The organism is Actinacidiphila sp. bgisy145 (genome assembly GCF_057708125.1).
Map to the genome: position 1 here is coordinate 59748 of NZ_JBYIRL010000027.1, position 13050 is coordinate 72797.

Consider the following 13050-nt stretch of genomic DNA (forward strand, 5'->3'; position numbering starts at 1 on the left):
GGACCCATGCCTCGCCTTCCCACCCCGCTCACCCTGCCGGCCGACACACCGACCGACGCCGAGGTGCGGCGCGCCCGACGCCGCCGGCGCCGCGCGGAGACGGGCACCGCGTGGGCGTTCATCATGCCCTCGGTGCTGGTCATCATCGGGCTGAGCGTGCTGCCGGTGATCTGGTCGCTGCTGCTGTCGTTCCAGGCCGACGACCTGGTCACGCCCAGCCGCTGGGTCGGTCTGCAGAACTACCACGCGCTCACCCAGGACCCGAACTTCCGCCAGGCGGTCCGCAACACGCTGATCTACACGGCGCTGTACGTGCCGCTCAGCATGGTGCTCGGCCTGCTGCTGGCGATCGCGCTGAACCGGAGGATCAGGCTGGTCGGCCTGTACCGGACGCTGTTCTTCGTACCGTTCGTGATCTCGGCGGCAGCGCAGGGCGTGCTGTTCTCCTTCATCCTCGACCCGGAGTTCGGCGCGGCCAACTCGGTGCTGCACAAGCTGCACATCCCCGCGCAGGGCTTCCTGACCGACCCCGGCCAGGCGCTGTACGTCCTGGTGGCGATCTCGCTGTGGAGCGGCACCGGCTTCTGCCTGGTGGTCTACCTGGCCGCGCTCCAGGACGTGTCGCCGTCGCTGATCGAGGCGGCGAAGCTGGACGGCGCGGGACGGCTGCACCTGCTGCGGCACGTGGTGCTGCCGGCGCTGACGCCGGTGAACGTCTTCCTGCTGGTGTGGCAGGTGATCCAGTCGCTCCAGGTCTTCGACCTGGTCTACGTCACCACCAAGGGCGGCCCGCTGGGTTCCACCACGGTGATCGTCTACTTCATCTGGGAGATGGCCTTCCAGAACTTCACCGCCGGATACGGGGCCGCGGCCGCGTACGTCCTGGCGGTGGCCCTGCTCGTGATCGGGGCCGGGACCCGGCTGCTGCGCCGCCGGAGCCCGGACCAGCTGGAAGGAGCCACCCGATGACCGCGACCTCGGCGCCCGCCCGCGCCGTACCCGAGTCGGACTCGCCCGCCGCCGCCCCACCCGGCAGGCGCCGCCGGGTGCTGCCGTTCAGCCCCTGGCACCTCGCGCTCGCCCCGCTGGCGCTGCTGTTCGCGATCCCGCTGGTGTGGCTGCTGCTCAGCTCGGTGATGAGCGACGCGCAGATCAACCGCTTCCCGCCGGCGCTGTGGCCCTCGCACATCGACCTGAGCGGCTACCGGTACGTGCTGGGCAACGCGATGTTCCCGCGCTGGTTCGCCAACTCGCTGATCGTGTCGGTCGCGTCGGTCGCCTCCAACCTGGTCTTCGGGGCGCTGGGCGGCTACGCCTTCGCGCGGATGCGCTTCGCCGGGTCGCGGGTGCTGCTGGCCACGATGCTCGCCACGATGGCGATCCCCTTCCAGCTGACGATGATCCCGACGTTCCTGGTGATGAAGAAGCTCGGCCTGATCGACTCGCTCGGCGCGCTGATCGTGCCGTCGCTGGTGACGCCGTTCGCGGTGTTCCTGCTGCGGCAGTTCTTCCTGTCGCTGCCCCGGGAACTGGAGGAGGCTGCGTGGATCGACGGCTGCAACCGGCTGCGGGTGCTGTGGTCGGTGGTGCTGCCGCTGTCCCGGCCGGCGCTGAGCACGGTCGCGGTGCTGACCTTCCTCAGCACCTGGAACGACCTGACCTGGCCGCTGATCGCCATCAACCACGACGCGCACTACACGCTCCAGCTGGGGCTGACCACCTTCCAGGGCCAGCACCACACCAAGTGGTCGGCGGTGATGGCCGGGAACGTCATCACGGTGCTGCCGGTGCTGCTGGCGTTCCTCGGCGCGCAGAAGTCGTTCATCCAGTCCATCACCTCCAGCGGCCTGAAGGGTTGACCCGATGCCCCCCACCTTCGACCTCCTCGTGATCGGGGACGTCAACCCCGACGTCGTCGTCGGCCCGCTGCCCGGGCCGCTCGCCTTCGGGCAGCGCGAGCAGCTGGTGCCCACCGGGCTGCTCACCCTGGGCGGCTCGGCGGCGATCATGGCCTGCGGGGCGGCCCGGCTCGGCCTGAAGGTCGCCTTCGCCGGGCGGATCGGCGACGACGACACCGGCGCGTACGTCCGGGCGGCGCTGGCCGCGCGCGGTGTGCACACCGACGCGCTGCGGGTCGATGGCGACCTGCCGTCGCCGCTGACCGCGGTCCTCAACCGGGCCGCGGACGACGGCGGCGAGAACGGCGACCGGGCCATCCTCACCGCGCCCGGCACGCTGGCGGCGACCAGCGGCGACGACGTGCCGGCCGAACTGCTCGCCGACTGCCGGCACGTGCACGCCGCGTCGTACTTCCTCATGCCGGGGCTCGCCGCGGCGCTGCCGGAGCTGTTCCGCACCGCCCGCGCGCACGGCGCGACCACCTCGCTGGACACCAACGACGACCCGGACGGCCGCTGGGACCCGGCGGGTCTGGCGGCGGTGCTGCCGGTCACCGACTTCCTGCTGCCCAACGCCCAGGAGGCGCGGGCCCTGTCGGGCCACGGCGACCTGGCGGGCGCCGCGGCGGCGCTGGCGGCGTACGGCCCGACCGTCGTCGTCAAGGACGGCGCCGACGGGGCGCTCGCCCACGACGGCTCGGCCGTGCTGCGCACCCCCGCCGTGCCGGTGCGGCCGCTGGACACCGTCGGCGCCGGCGACACCTTCGACGCCGGACTGATCGCCGGGGTGCTGGCCGGGCTGCCGCTGCCGGAGGCGCTCGCGCTCGCCGCGGCCTGCGGCGCGCTGTCCACCCGCGCCTACGGCGGCACCGGCGCGCAGCCCACCTGGGACGAGGCACTGGCCGCGTCCCGCACCACCGCCCCGGGCTCGGGGCAGAACCACGGAGAGAGCACGTGACCACCACCACGACCAAGATCGCGTTCATCGGCGCCGGGAGCGTCGTGTTCACGCAGGGGCTGCTGGCCGACCTGTTCGCGTTCGAGGAGCTGAAGGGCGTGCACATCGCGCTGCACGACATCGACGCGGAGCGGCTGGCGACCGCGGAGGGCGCCGCCCGGCACATCGCCGGGCACCTGGCCGCCTCGCCGCGGATCACCGCGCACGCCGACCGGCGCGAGGCGCTCGAAGGCGCCGCCTTCGTGGTGAACATCGTGCAGGTCGGCATGGGCGAGTCGACCCGGACGGACTTCGAGGTGCCGGCCCGCTACGGGGTGCGGCAGACCATCGGCGACACCCTCGGCGTCGGCGGCATCTTCCGCGCGCTGCGCACCTTCCCGCTGCTCAAGGCGCTCGGGCAGGACATCGCCGAGGTGTGCCCGGACGCCTGGCTGCTGAACTACACCAACCCGATGGCGATGAACGTGCAGTACCTCGCCGAGGCGACCGGGCTGACCCGGGTGGTCGGCCTGTGCCACTCGGTGTACTGGACGATGCACGACCTGTGCGAGCTGCTCCAGGTGCCGCTGGAGGAGGTCAGCTACCAGGCGGCGGGCGTCAACCACCAGGCGTGGGTGCTGCGCTTCGAGCACCAGGGCGAGAGCGTGTACCCGAAGCTGGACGCGCTGATCGCGAGCGACCCGCAGCTGCGCCGCCGGGTGCGGGTGGACATGTACCGGCGGCTGGGCTACTACCCGACCGAGACCAGCGAGCACTCCTCGGAGTACGTGCCGTGGTACCTGGGCCACGAGAGCGAGGTCGAGCGGCTGCGGCTGCCGATCGGCACCTACCTGGACATCGTGGCCGACAACGTCAGGCAGTACGAGCAGACGCGCGACGCGCTGAAGGCCGGCACCCCGCTGACGGTGGCCGGCACGATGGAGTACGCCCCGCAGATCGTGCACAGCATCGTGACGGGCACGCCCCGCACGGTCTACGGCAATGTGACCAACCGCGGCCTGATCGACAACCTGCCCGCGCACGGCACCGTCGAGGTCCCGTGCCTGGTCGACGGGCTGGGGGTGCAGCCGACCCGGATGGGTTCGCTGCCGCCGCAGTGCGCCGCGCTGAACCGCTCGTACCTGAGCATGAACGACCTGGTGGTCAAGGCCGCCGTGGAGGACGACCCGCGACACGTCCGGCAGGCGGCGATGGCCGACCCGGCGACGGCCGCGGCGCTGACGGTGGAGCAGATCTGGGAGCTGTGCGACGACATGGTGCGCGCGCACGGTGAGCTGCTCCAGCCGGGGCTGCGGGCGGTGCTCGGCAGCTGACCCCTCCGGGGACGCGGAAAAGGCGAAGGGCCGCCCGGTCGGGCGGCCCTTCGTCGTCGGTGTCTGCCGGTGTGTGCCGGTGTCTACCGGATGGGGGTCAGGAGTTGCCTGCGGTGTCGCTGAGCTCCTGGGACCAGTAGCTGCCGGTGGGCAGGGTGTCCCAGGGGTTGGGCAGGTCGTCGGGGGTGGCGTAGAGGTAGCCGGCGTTGCGCTGCTTGCTCAGGGTGACGGTGTTGTCGAGGGCGGCCTGGGTGGGCGTGTCGTACACCAGGTGCCAGAACTTGCCGGGGTCGGTGGAGTTCTGCTCCCAGGCGGGCGGGGTCCAGCCGGTGTAGTCGGCGTAGGTGCCCTCGTACATCACGAGGATGTCGGCGGCCGAGGAGTAGCACTGGTCGGCGGGGGCGCCGGGGTTGTCGACGGTCAGGGCGCCGGGGTGGGCCTGCTTGGTGGTGGTGTTGATGCCGGAGTACAGGTCGACGTGGGCGTTGCCGGTGCCGCAGTCGTTGAGGGCGTCGTCGAAGAAGATCCCGGCCAGGCCCGAGGAGCCGTACCAGGAGTACCAGTTGGCGACGTCGGCGTTGATCTGCGCGGTCCAGGCGGCGACGGAGGTCTGTCCGTCGCGGGTGGTGCGGCCGGTGGTGCCGAAGTAGCCGGTGTCCACGTAGCCGATGACCTTGGTGCCGTCCGCGGTGGCGGACTTCACCGCCTTGGCGTAGGCGCTGTTCGCCGCGGTGCCGGGGCCGTTGGAGGGGTTGGCGATGGCGATGCCGACGCCGGGGCCGGACTGCTCCAGCTGGTTCCAGTAGGTGGCGCCGGCGCTGTCGGAGGGGTCGAAGTAGGCGGGTACGGCGACGTGTTGGACGCCGGCCGCGGCGCCGGCCGGGGTGCCGGCGGCGCCCAGGGCGGTGAGGGTGAGGGCGGTGGCCGCGGCGGCGAGCACCGCGGCGCGCGCCCGCCCGGCGGACCGGCCGGAGCCGGTCGCCGGGCGGGCGGGTGCCGCGGTGCGGGGGGAGTTCGCCGGTTCGTCGGACGTCGAGCGGCGGGAGGTGAACACAGGTGCCCCTTTCACGGTGGGGGTGGGGGGGTAGAGCGGGCCGGTCAGCCCTTGACTCCGGTGTGTGCGATTCCCTGCACGAACTGCCGTTGCAGGAAGGCGAAGACGACGATGACCGGCAGCGAGGCGAGCAGCGAGCCCGCCATCAGCACGGGGTAGTCGGTCTGGAACTGCCCCTGGAGGGAGGCGAGTCCGGCCGACAGGGTCATCTTGTCGGGGTCGGTGTTGACCACCAGCGGCCAGAACAGGTCGTTCCAGCTCCACAGCAGCGCGAGCACGCCGAGCGCGACCAGGCCCGGCCGGACCAGCGGCAGCATCACCGACCAGTAGATGCGCAGCGGTCCGGCGCCGTCGATCCGCGCGGCCTCCTCCAGTTCCTTCGGCAGCGACAGGAACGACTGCCGCAGCAGGAAGACGCCGAACGCGCTGAACATGCCCGGCAGGATCAGCGCCTGGAGGCTGTTGAGCCAGCCCAGGTCGGACATGATCTGGTACTGCGGGATGATGAACAGCTGCGGCGGCACCATCAGCACCGACAGGAACAGCCCGAAGAGCACCCCGCGGCCGGGGAAGCGCAGCCGCGCGAAGGCGTAGGCGGCCATCGGGCAGAGCACGACCTGGCCCGCGGTGCGGCCCAGCGCCATCAGCAGCGTGTTGAGGAACTGGTGGCCGAACGGCAGCAGTTGGAAGACCTTGCGGTAGTTCGACCACTGGCCGCCCGGCAGCGGGGACGGCGGTACATGGGTGGCGTCGGTGAGCGATTTCAGCGAGGTGATCGCCTCCCACACGAACGGCGCCACCATCACCAGCGAGGCGGCGATCAGCACCGTGTGGACGCCGAAGTGCGATCCCTTGCGCGGGGAGCGGGCCTCAGCCATAGTGCACCCACCTTTTCTGCATGCGGAACTGGAAGGCCGTCAGGGCGATGATCACCAGCAGCAGCACCATGACGATCGCGGCCGCGTAGCCGCGGTCGTTGGTGACGAACGCCCGGTCGTAGAAGAGCTGCACGACGGTCTCCAGGCGCGGGAACGCCGGGTTGGCGCGGGCCGCGCTGCCGGAGCCGGCCATCACGTAGACCAGGTCGAACAGTTGCAGCGACCCGATCACGGAGATCACCGACACGAAGAACGCGGTGGGCGACAGCAGCGGGATCGTCACGGAGAAGAACTGCCGTACCGGGCCGGCGCCGTCGAGCTGCGCGGCCTCGTAGTACTCCTTCGGGATGGCCTGCATGCCGGCGAGGAAGATCACCAGGTTGTAGCCGATGCTGCTCCACACGCCGACCGCGACCAGCGCGTACAGCGCCACGTGCGGGTCGGCGATCCAGTTGGGGCCGTCGATGCCGACCAGCGACAGCAGGTAGTTGATCAGGCCGTAGTCGCCGTTGTAGAGCCACCGCCAGACCATCGCGATCGCCACCGGCATGGTGACCACCGGCAGGAAGAACAGCGTGCGGTACACGCCGGTGCCGCGCAGCCCGGGCCGGTTGAGCAGGGCGGCGAAGACGATCGCCAGCGGGATGGAGACCAGCCCGAGCGCGGTGTACGCCAGCGTGTTGACCATGGCCTGGCCGAACTCGCTGTCGTGCAGCAGCCGGTGGTAGTTGTCCAGGCCGGACCAGGTGTGGCCGCCGAACGCGCCCCACGCGGTGAACGAGAAGTACGCGGTCTGGACGACCGGCCACAGGTAGAACACCGCCAGGCCCAGGCCGATCGGGGCGATGAAGGCGTAGCCCCACAGCGCCTCGGTGACGCGGTCGCGGCGCTTGCTGCGGCCGGCCCGGGCCGGGCGGCCGCCCTTGGCGGGCGGCTGCTCGGTCCGGGTACCGCCGGGAGTGGACGTGATCGTCATGTCACTCCTTGGCGAGGCTGGCGTTCATCGCGGCGGCGAGGTCCTTGGCCGCCTTGTCGATGGACTCCTGGCCGTTCCACGCCTTGGTGAGGTAGGTCAGCTCCTCCTCGTTCCAGGCCGCGGTGTTCTTGGAGACGGGGAAGGGCACGGCGTAGGACAGCTCGTCGACGAAGGTGCCGAGCTTGAACTGCGGGTGGGCGGCGATCCAGGCGGCCTGGGTGCCGTTGTAGGCGGGCATGGTGCCCTTGGCGCCGAAGATGTCCGCGGCCTGCTTGGAGCCGAGGAACTTCACGAACTGCCAGGCCTGGTCGGAGTGCTTGGTCTTGGCGGAGACCACGTTGGCGACGCCGTGGATGATGGTGGCCTGCTTCTCGCCCTTGGGCAGCGGCGCGACGTCGACGTTCGCCTTGGTGTAGCTGTTGCCGCCGAACTCCGTCGCGTCCCAGGAGCCGCCCCAGTACATGGCGATCTTGCCGGCCTCGAAGAGCTGGAGCGGCGCGGTGTCCGTCATGGTCTTCAGGTCCGGCGACTCCTTCTTCTTGATCAGGTCGGTCCAGAAGCGCAGGCCCTCGATGGTCTTGGGGTTGTCGTATCCGGACTTCTTGCCGTCGGCGGAGATGACCTCGCCGCCGGCCTGGGCGATGGTGTCGTACTGGTACTCCTGGAAGCTGGTCAGCTCCGCGTCGGTGCCGTACTGGCCCTTGCTGGCGTCGGTGAGCTTCGCGGCGGCGTCCTGGAAGTCCGCCCAGGTCCAGCCGGCCTTCGGGTAGGGGACCTTGGCGGCGTCGAAGAGCGCCTTGTTGTACCAGACGCCGACGGTGTCCATGTCCTTCGGCAGGCCGTAGTGCTTGCCCTGGTAGGTGTAGAGGTCGACCAGCTGCTTGGGGTAGTTCGACAGCGAGACCTTGTCCTTGGCGATCTCGTCGTCCAGCGGGCTGATCACGCCGTTGGAGGCGTAGAGCTGGAAGTTGGGGCCGTTCATCCAGAACACGTCGGGCGCCGAGCCGCCGGTCGCGGCGGCCTTCAGCTTGGTCCAGTAGTCGGCCCAGGGCGTGACCTCGACCTTGACCTTGATGTTCGGATGGGTCTTGGTGAACGCCGCGCTGAGCTCCTCCATCGCGGACTTCTGGGTCGCGTCCCACACCCCGTAGGACAAGGTGACCTTGCCGTCGGAAGCCGCCGAGTCACTGCCACCGGACGAGCAGGCGGACGCGGCCAGCACCACCCCCAAGGCCACCGCGGCCCACCGCACCGAGTTACGCATCCCATGTCCTCCCACGGTCGAGAAGCCCTGCTCGCCGACCGGTCGGCTAGGGCATCGAGTTCGCTTAATCATGGAGTCCAGGGAAATTAAGTCAATACCCGAGGCGGTTACGAAGTTGTTGCCTTCGCGTTCCCGGCCGCCCGGCAACCGCCGCGCAGGCCCCGCCACGGGGGCGCCACGGCAGCGCCCGCACGCGCCGCCGTACCCGTTCTACCAGGTCAGCGGCCTGCGCTGAGCACCCGGTGGGCGGCTGACAGCTCCCGCGCGAAGTACTCGGGGCCGCCGAGGTCGACGCGTTCGCGCAGTTCGCGGTCCACGTGGTCCAGGGCCAGCCGCAGCGCGCCCAGCGCCACCCCCTCGTCGCCGAACTCCGACACCCGCACCTCGGGGGTGCGGATGCACCAGCGGTCCAGCTCGCGCCGCAGCGGCTCGACGATCAGGTCCGCGGAGCGCGAGAACCCGCCGCCGATCACCACCAGTTCGGGGTCGAGGGTGAGCACCAGGGCGGCTGCCCCCACGGCGACGTCGCGCACGTACCGGCGCACCACGGCCGCGGCCTTGCGGTCGCCGGCCCGGGCGGCCTCGAAGACCGCCTCGGCGGCGTCGTCCTGGTCGCGCCCGCCCAGGTCAGGGCCGCTGCCCAGGGCGCCTCCCGGCGCGCCTCCCACGCCGCCTCCCGCCGAGGCCGCCGCAGCCGCAGCCGCAGCCGCAGCCGTCGAGCCGGCACCGGGCGAGCGCTCCGGCGGCGGCCAGGACTTCAGGTGCTCCTGCGCCCTGATCCACCCGGAGGCGGGCAGCGCCCCGATCTCGCCGGCGGCGTTGCCGAAGCCGCGGTGCAGCTTGCCGTCGATGATCAGGCCGGCGCCGGTGCGCAGGCCCGCCAGGATCAGTACCACGTCTTTGGCGTAGCGGGCCGCGCCGCGCCAGGACTCGGCGAGCGCGGCGAGCTTGCTGTCGTTCTCGACCAGGACCGCGCCGCCGGCCCGGCGGCGCAGGTGGGCGGCCACGTCCACGCCGGTCCACTCCGGCAGCGCCTCCGAGAGCATCACCCGCCCCGCGCCGTCCACCAGCCCGGTGGTGGCCGCGCCCGCCGCCCAGATGTCGCCCGCGGCCACCCCGGCCCCGGCCAGCGCGTCGGCGACCGCCCGGTCCAGCGCGGCCAGCCGGTCCTTGCGGCCCATCGCCGGGGCGACGGCGACCCGGGCGCTGTGCAGCACGGTGCCGTCCAGGTCCGCGACCAGGGCGAGGATCTTGTGGCCGCCGATGTCGACGCCCAGCACGCGTCCGGCGTCCGCCCGGAAGCGGTAGCGGCGGGCGGGCCGGCCCACGGCGCCGGCCGCGGCGGGCACCTCGGCGAGCCAGCCGCGCTCCAGCAGCCCGCGCGCGACGTCCTCGGTGGACGCCCGGGACAGCCCGGTCCGGCGGGAGATTTCGGTCAGCGTCAGCCCGGGCTCCTCGCGCAACACGCTGATCAGGGCCAGCGAGTTGAGCCGCCGCAGCTGGGAGAGGTCGCCGCCTGGCGCGATCTCGGTCACCGCTCCCCCTTGAGATCGGTTGGCACACTGCTAATAATGAGGGACTCCTTCGTAAGTACGGGAAAGGACCCCATGCCTCCGGTGACTCTAGCTCTCGTCGGCGCCGGGCTGCGCGGCCAGTCGTACGCGCGCCGCGCCCATGCCACCGGTGAGGGCCGGGTGGTGGCGGTCGCCGAGCCCGACGACGCGCGACGCGCCGCCGCGGCCCGCGAGTTCGGGATTCCGGCCGACCGCGTGTACTCCGACTGGACCGAGATCGCCGCGGCCGGGCGCCTTGCCGACGCCGCGATCGTCGCCACGCAGGACCGGCTGCACACCGACCCCACCGTGGCACTGGCCGACCAGGGCTATCACATACTCCTGGAGAAGCCGATGGCCACCGAGGAGGCCGAGGCCGAGGCGATCGCGGCGGCGGCCGAGCGCAACAAGATCACGCTGGCGGTCTGCCATGTGCTGCGCTACACGCCCTACACCCGCGCGCTCAAGCAGCTGCTGGACGACGGGGTGATCGGCCGGCTGGTGAGCGTGCAGCACCTGGAGCCGGTCGGCTGGTGGCACCAGGCGCACTCGTTCGTCCGCGGCAACTGGCGCAACTCCGGCACCTCCGCGCCGATGCTGCTCACCAAGTCCTGCCACGACATCGACTGGCTGCTCTACCTCTTCGGCCGCGCGCCGCAGCGGGTCGGCTCGTTCGGCAGCCTGTCGCACTTCCGCCCCGAGGACGCACCCGAGGGCGCCGCCGCGCGCTGCGTGGAGTGCCCGATCGAGTCCACCTGCGCGTACTCCGCCAAGCGGCTGTACCTGGACTGCCTCGCCGACGCCGACAGCCGGTTCTGGCCGCTGTCGGCGGTCACCGACGACCACACCGAGGAAGGCGTCCTGGCGGCGCTGCGCACCGGCCCGTACGGGCGCTGCGTGTACGCCTGCGACAACGACGTGGTCGACCACCAGGTGGTGTCCATGGAGTTCGAGGACGGCGCGACCTGCTCGTTCACCATGAGCGCGTTCACGCCGATGGAGCACCGGCGGACCCGGCTGATGGGCACCCGCGGCTTCCTGGACGGCGACGGCCGGTCGATCCGCCGGGTGGACTTCCTCACCGGCTCCGACGAGACGTTCGAGGTCGGGGCGGAGGCGGGCGCGTCGGCCGCCGACGGGCACGGCGGCGGCGACGAGGCGCTGACCGACGCCTTCCTGGCCGCCGTCGCGACCGGGGACAGCGCGCAGCTGCGGTCGGACGCGGCCACCAGCCTTGCCGGCCACCGCGTGGTGTGGGCCGCGGAGCGGGCCCGCGCGACCGGCACCGTGGTCGAGGTCGCGCGGTAGGGCGGGCGCTGGGGCCCGGGGGTAGGGCCTGCGGTGGGGCGCGCCCCTTTTGCCCCGGGCCGTCACCGCGCCCGGGGCGGAGCCCTGTGCCGCGCGCGGAGCCTGGGCACAGGGCTCCGCGGGAGCCTCACCGGGCCGGTGCGAAGCCCAGGACGGCCTCGGCCAGTTCGGCCGGCGCCTCCAGCGGGATGAGGTGGCCGGTGCGCGGGATCACCGTGACCTCGGCCCGGGACAGGTACGGCACCAGGTTGGCGCGCAGCACCTCCGGCGGCTCGACCTGGTCCTGCTCCCCCGCGACGACGAGCGCGGGCACCTCGATCCTGCGGGTGCGCGCGGTGATGTCCTCGGCGATGCCGTGCAGCGGCCACTGGGTGCGGGCGGCGTCCGCGCCGGACCGCGAGTCGGCGACGACGCGCGCCCTGACCGGCGCGGGCAGTTCGGTCGCGGTCAGCACGTGGTCCAGGGCCCAGGTGGCGGACGCCTCGGAGTCGTAGGCGTGGGAGAGCTGCTGCCGGTACTCGGGCGTGACGGCGGCGGCGGGCTTCGCCGGGCCGGAGCCGACCAGGACGATGCCGCGCAGCCCGGCGGGCCGGGTCGCCGCGACCAGCTGCGCGACCTTGCCGCCCATCGAGTGCCCGACCAGCACGTGGTCGGTGACGCCCGCCTCCGCGAGCACCGCGAGGGTGTCCTCGGCGAGCCGGTCGAGCGTGTAGGGGCCGGGCAGGCCGCTCGACCGGCGCCACCCGCGGAAGTCGACCGCCAGCACGTCGCGCCCGGTCAGGCGGTCGGCGACCAGGTCCCAGGTGCGGGCGGAGCCGCCCCAGTAGTGGAGCAGGACCAGGGTCGGCCCGGTCCCCTGCCGGTGGTCGTAAGTGGGCAGGTGCTGCTGTCGCGTCGTGGTCATGACGGCCTTCCGGTTCGCTGCGGTGGGGGGATCTCCCCCATGCGTCCATCGAAGCTCTTCCGCCGGGGGCGGGCATCGGCGCGACTGGTCGCGCCATGGTGGAAACTGGACAGGTGCAGGCGATCCGGCAGATGACCTACCAGCCCGCCGGCCGCGGTGCCGCCGGGGTCGAGACGATGACGTTCGCGCGCCTTCGCGCGCGGGGCGACGGCGGCACGCAGCGTGCCGACTTCCATGTCCTCGCCGTCGTCGACGCCGGGCGCGGCGCGGTCACGGTGGACTTCCTGCGGCATCCCCTGGCGGAGCGGTCCGCGGTGTGGGTTCCGCCCGGCGCGGTGCACCGGTGGGACGACATCGCCGCGCTGGCCGGGCACCTCGTGCTGTTCGTGCCGACCGCGCCGGTGACCGGCGCCACCCGCGGGCTCGTCGCGGCCCCGGACCTGGCCGCGCACTGGGGCGTGCCCGACGCCGACTGGCCGTATGTCGACGCCGCGTGCCGCCATCTCGTGCTGGAGGCCGCGGCCCCGCCCGGGGACTTCGCGGCGGAGCTGCCCGGCATCCTGCTCTCCGCGCTCCTCGCCCGGCTGCGGCCGCCGCACGCCGAGAAGCCGTCCGCGCATCCGCTGTTCCCGCTCTTCCGCGCGAGCGTCGAGGCGCACTTCCGGGAGCACCACGACGCCGGCCACTACGCGCGCGCCCTGGGGTACGCGCCCCGCACCCTCTCGCGCGCGGTGCAGCAGGCCACCGGCCGTACGGCGAAGGGGTACATCGTCGACCGGCTCGTCCTGGAGGCCAAGCGCCTGCTCGCGCACGACCGCCTCACCGCGGCCCGCTGCGCCGACGCGCTGGGCTTCCCCGACGCGTCCAACTTCTCGGTGTTCTTCCGCAAGGCGACCGGCATGCGCCCCGGCGCGTGGCAGGCGGCCGCCGACGACGCGCGGTGA

The 13050-nt window shown here is 72.4% G+C and carries 12 protein-coding genes; 6 read left to right on the forward strand and 6 right to left on the reverse strand.

The features are described 5' to 3' along the window. Window positions 1-6: 6 nt before the first annotated feature. From AC3ERT_RS23660 to melA, 4 genes are read left to right on the forward strand one after another with little or no spacing between them, the layout of a single operon-like run. Window positions 7-969, forward strand: a complete 963-nt coding sequence (locus tag AC3ERT_RS23660; protein WP_335980397.1) for a carbohydrate ABC transporter permease — start codon at window positions 7-9, stop codon at window positions 967-969. Then, the gene (locus AC3ERT_RS23665) at window positions 966-1859 is read left to right on the forward strand and encodes a carbohydrate ABC transporter permease (RefSeq protein ID WP_335980395.1); all 894 of its coding nucleotides are present in this window, start codon (window positions 966-968) and stop codon (window positions 1857-1859) included. Before AC3ERT_RS23660 ends, AC3ERT_RS23665 begins: the two co-directional genes overlap by 4 nt. Before the next feature lie 4 nt (window positions 1860-1863). Beyond that, window positions 1864-2856, forward strand: a complete 993-nt coding sequence (locus AC3ERT_RS23670) for a carbohydrate kinase family protein (RefSeq protein ID WP_435176644.1) — start codon at window positions 1864-1866, stop codon at window positions 2854-2856. Then, window positions 2853-4169 carry an alpha-glucosidase/alpha-galactosidase gene (melA, locus tag AC3ERT_RS23675; RefSeq protein WP_435176646.1) on the forward strand — a complete coding sequence of 439 codons (1317 nt, stop codon included), beginning with the start codon at window positions 2853-2855 and terminating at the stop codon, window positions 4167-4169. The genes AC3ERT_RS23670 and melA overlap by 4 nt, the downstream gene beginning before the upstream one ends. A 97-nt stretch (window positions 4170-4266) precedes the next feature. Here melA and AC3ERT_RS23680 read toward each other — a convergent pair whose 3' ends face one another. From AC3ERT_RS23680 to AC3ERT_RS23700, 5 genes are all read right to left on the reverse strand, one after another. Beyond that, a complete protein-coding gene (locus tag AC3ERT_RS23680; RefSeq protein ID WP_435176648.1) occupies window positions 4267-5223 on the reverse strand; it encodes a spherulation-specific family 4 protein in 957 nt (318 codons plus the stop codon). A gap of 44 nt (window positions 5224-5267) precedes the next feature. Further along, window positions 5268-6101 carry a carbohydrate ABC transporter permease gene (locus AC3ERT_RS23685; protein WP_335980387.1) on the reverse strand — a complete coding sequence of 278 codons (834 nt, stop codon included), beginning with the start codon at window positions 6099-6101 and terminating at the stop codon, window positions 5268-5270. Beyond that, window positions 6094-7077 (reverse strand): carbohydrate ABC transporter permease, encoded by a 984-nt coding sequence (locus AC3ERT_RS23690; RefSeq protein WP_435134302.1) that lies wholly within the window; start codon window positions 7075-7077, stop codon window positions 6094-6096. The genes AC3ERT_RS23685 and AC3ERT_RS23690 overlap by 8 nt, the downstream gene beginning before the upstream one ends. A 1-nt stretch (window position 7078) precedes the next feature. Next, window positions 7079-8341 carry an ABC transporter substrate-binding protein gene (locus AC3ERT_RS23695; protein ID WP_435134304.1) on the reverse strand — a complete coding sequence of 421 codons (1263 nt, stop codon included), beginning with the start codon at window positions 8339-8341 and terminating at the stop codon, window positions 7079-7081. A gap of 218 nt (window positions 8342-8559) precedes the next feature. Next, window positions 8560-9876, reverse strand: a complete 1317-nt coding sequence (locus AC3ERT_RS23700; RefSeq protein ID WP_435176650.1) for an ROK family transcriptional regulator — start codon at window positions 9874-9876, stop codon at window positions 8560-8562. A 72-nt stretch (window positions 9877-9948) separates the two neighbouring features. Here AC3ERT_RS23700 and AC3ERT_RS23705 point away from each other — a divergent pair, with 72 nt between their 5' ends. Further along, window positions 9949-11202, forward strand: coding sequence for a Gfo/Idh/MocA family protein (locus tag AC3ERT_RS23705; RefSeq protein WP_435176652.1), 1254 nt, complete (start codon window positions 9949-9951; stop codon window positions 11200-11202). A gap of 127 nt (window positions 11203-11329) precedes the next feature. Here AC3ERT_RS23705 and AC3ERT_RS23710 read toward each other — a convergent pair whose 3' ends face one another. Then, on the reverse strand, window positions 11330-12106 hold the full coding sequence (locus AC3ERT_RS23710; protein WP_435134313.1) for an alpha/beta fold hydrolase: 777 nt from the start codon (window positions 12104-12106) through the stop codon (window positions 11330-11332). A gap of 95 nt (window positions 12107-12201) precedes the next feature. Here AC3ERT_RS23710 and AC3ERT_RS23715 point away from each other — a divergent pair, with 95 nt between their 5' ends. Further along, entirely contained in the window at window positions 12202-13050 is an 849-nt protein-coding gene (locus tag AC3ERT_RS23715) for a helix-turn-helix domain-containing protein (RefSeq protein WP_435176654.1), read from the forward strand.

Excerpts from the sequence above, each read along its gene's own strand:
- AC3ERT_RS23660 (WP_335980397.1), top strand. The coding sequence starts at position 7 with ATGCCTCGCCTTCCCACCCCGCTCACCCTGCCGGCCGACACACCGACC.
- AC3ERT_RS23665 (WP_335980395.1), top strand. The coding sequence starts at position 966 with ATGACCGCGACCTCGGCGCCCGCCCGCGCCGTACCCGAGTCGGACTCG.
- AC3ERT_RS23670 (WP_435176644.1), top strand. The coding sequence starts at position 1,864 with ATGCCCCCCACCTTCGACCTCCTCGTGATCGGGGACGTCAACCCCGAC.
- AC3ERT_RS23685 (WP_335980387.1), bottom strand. The coding sequence starts at position 6,101 with ATGGCTGAGGCCCGCTCCCCGCGCAAGGGATCGCACTTCGGCGTCCAC.
- AC3ERT_RS23690 (WP_435134302.1), bottom strand. The coding sequence starts at position 7,077 with ATGACGATCACGTCCACTCCCGGCGGTACCCGGACCGAGCAGCCGCCC.
- AC3ERT_RS23695 (WP_435134304.1), bottom strand. The coding sequence starts at position 8,341 with ATGCGTAACTCGGTGCGGTGGGCCGCGGTGGCCTTGGGGGTGGTGCTG.
- AC3ERT_RS23705 (WP_435176652.1), top strand. The coding sequence starts at position 9,949 with ATGCCTCCGGTGACTCTAGCTCTCGTCGGCGCCGGGCTGCGCGGCCAG.
- AC3ERT_RS23710 (WP_435134313.1), bottom strand. The coding sequence starts at position 12,106 with ATGACCACGACGCGACAGCAGCACCTGCCCACTTACGACCACCGGCAG.
- AC3ERT_RS23715 (WP_435176654.1), top strand. The coding sequence starts at position 12,202 with ATGGTGGAAACTGGACAGGTGCAGGCGATCCGGCAGATGACCTACCAG.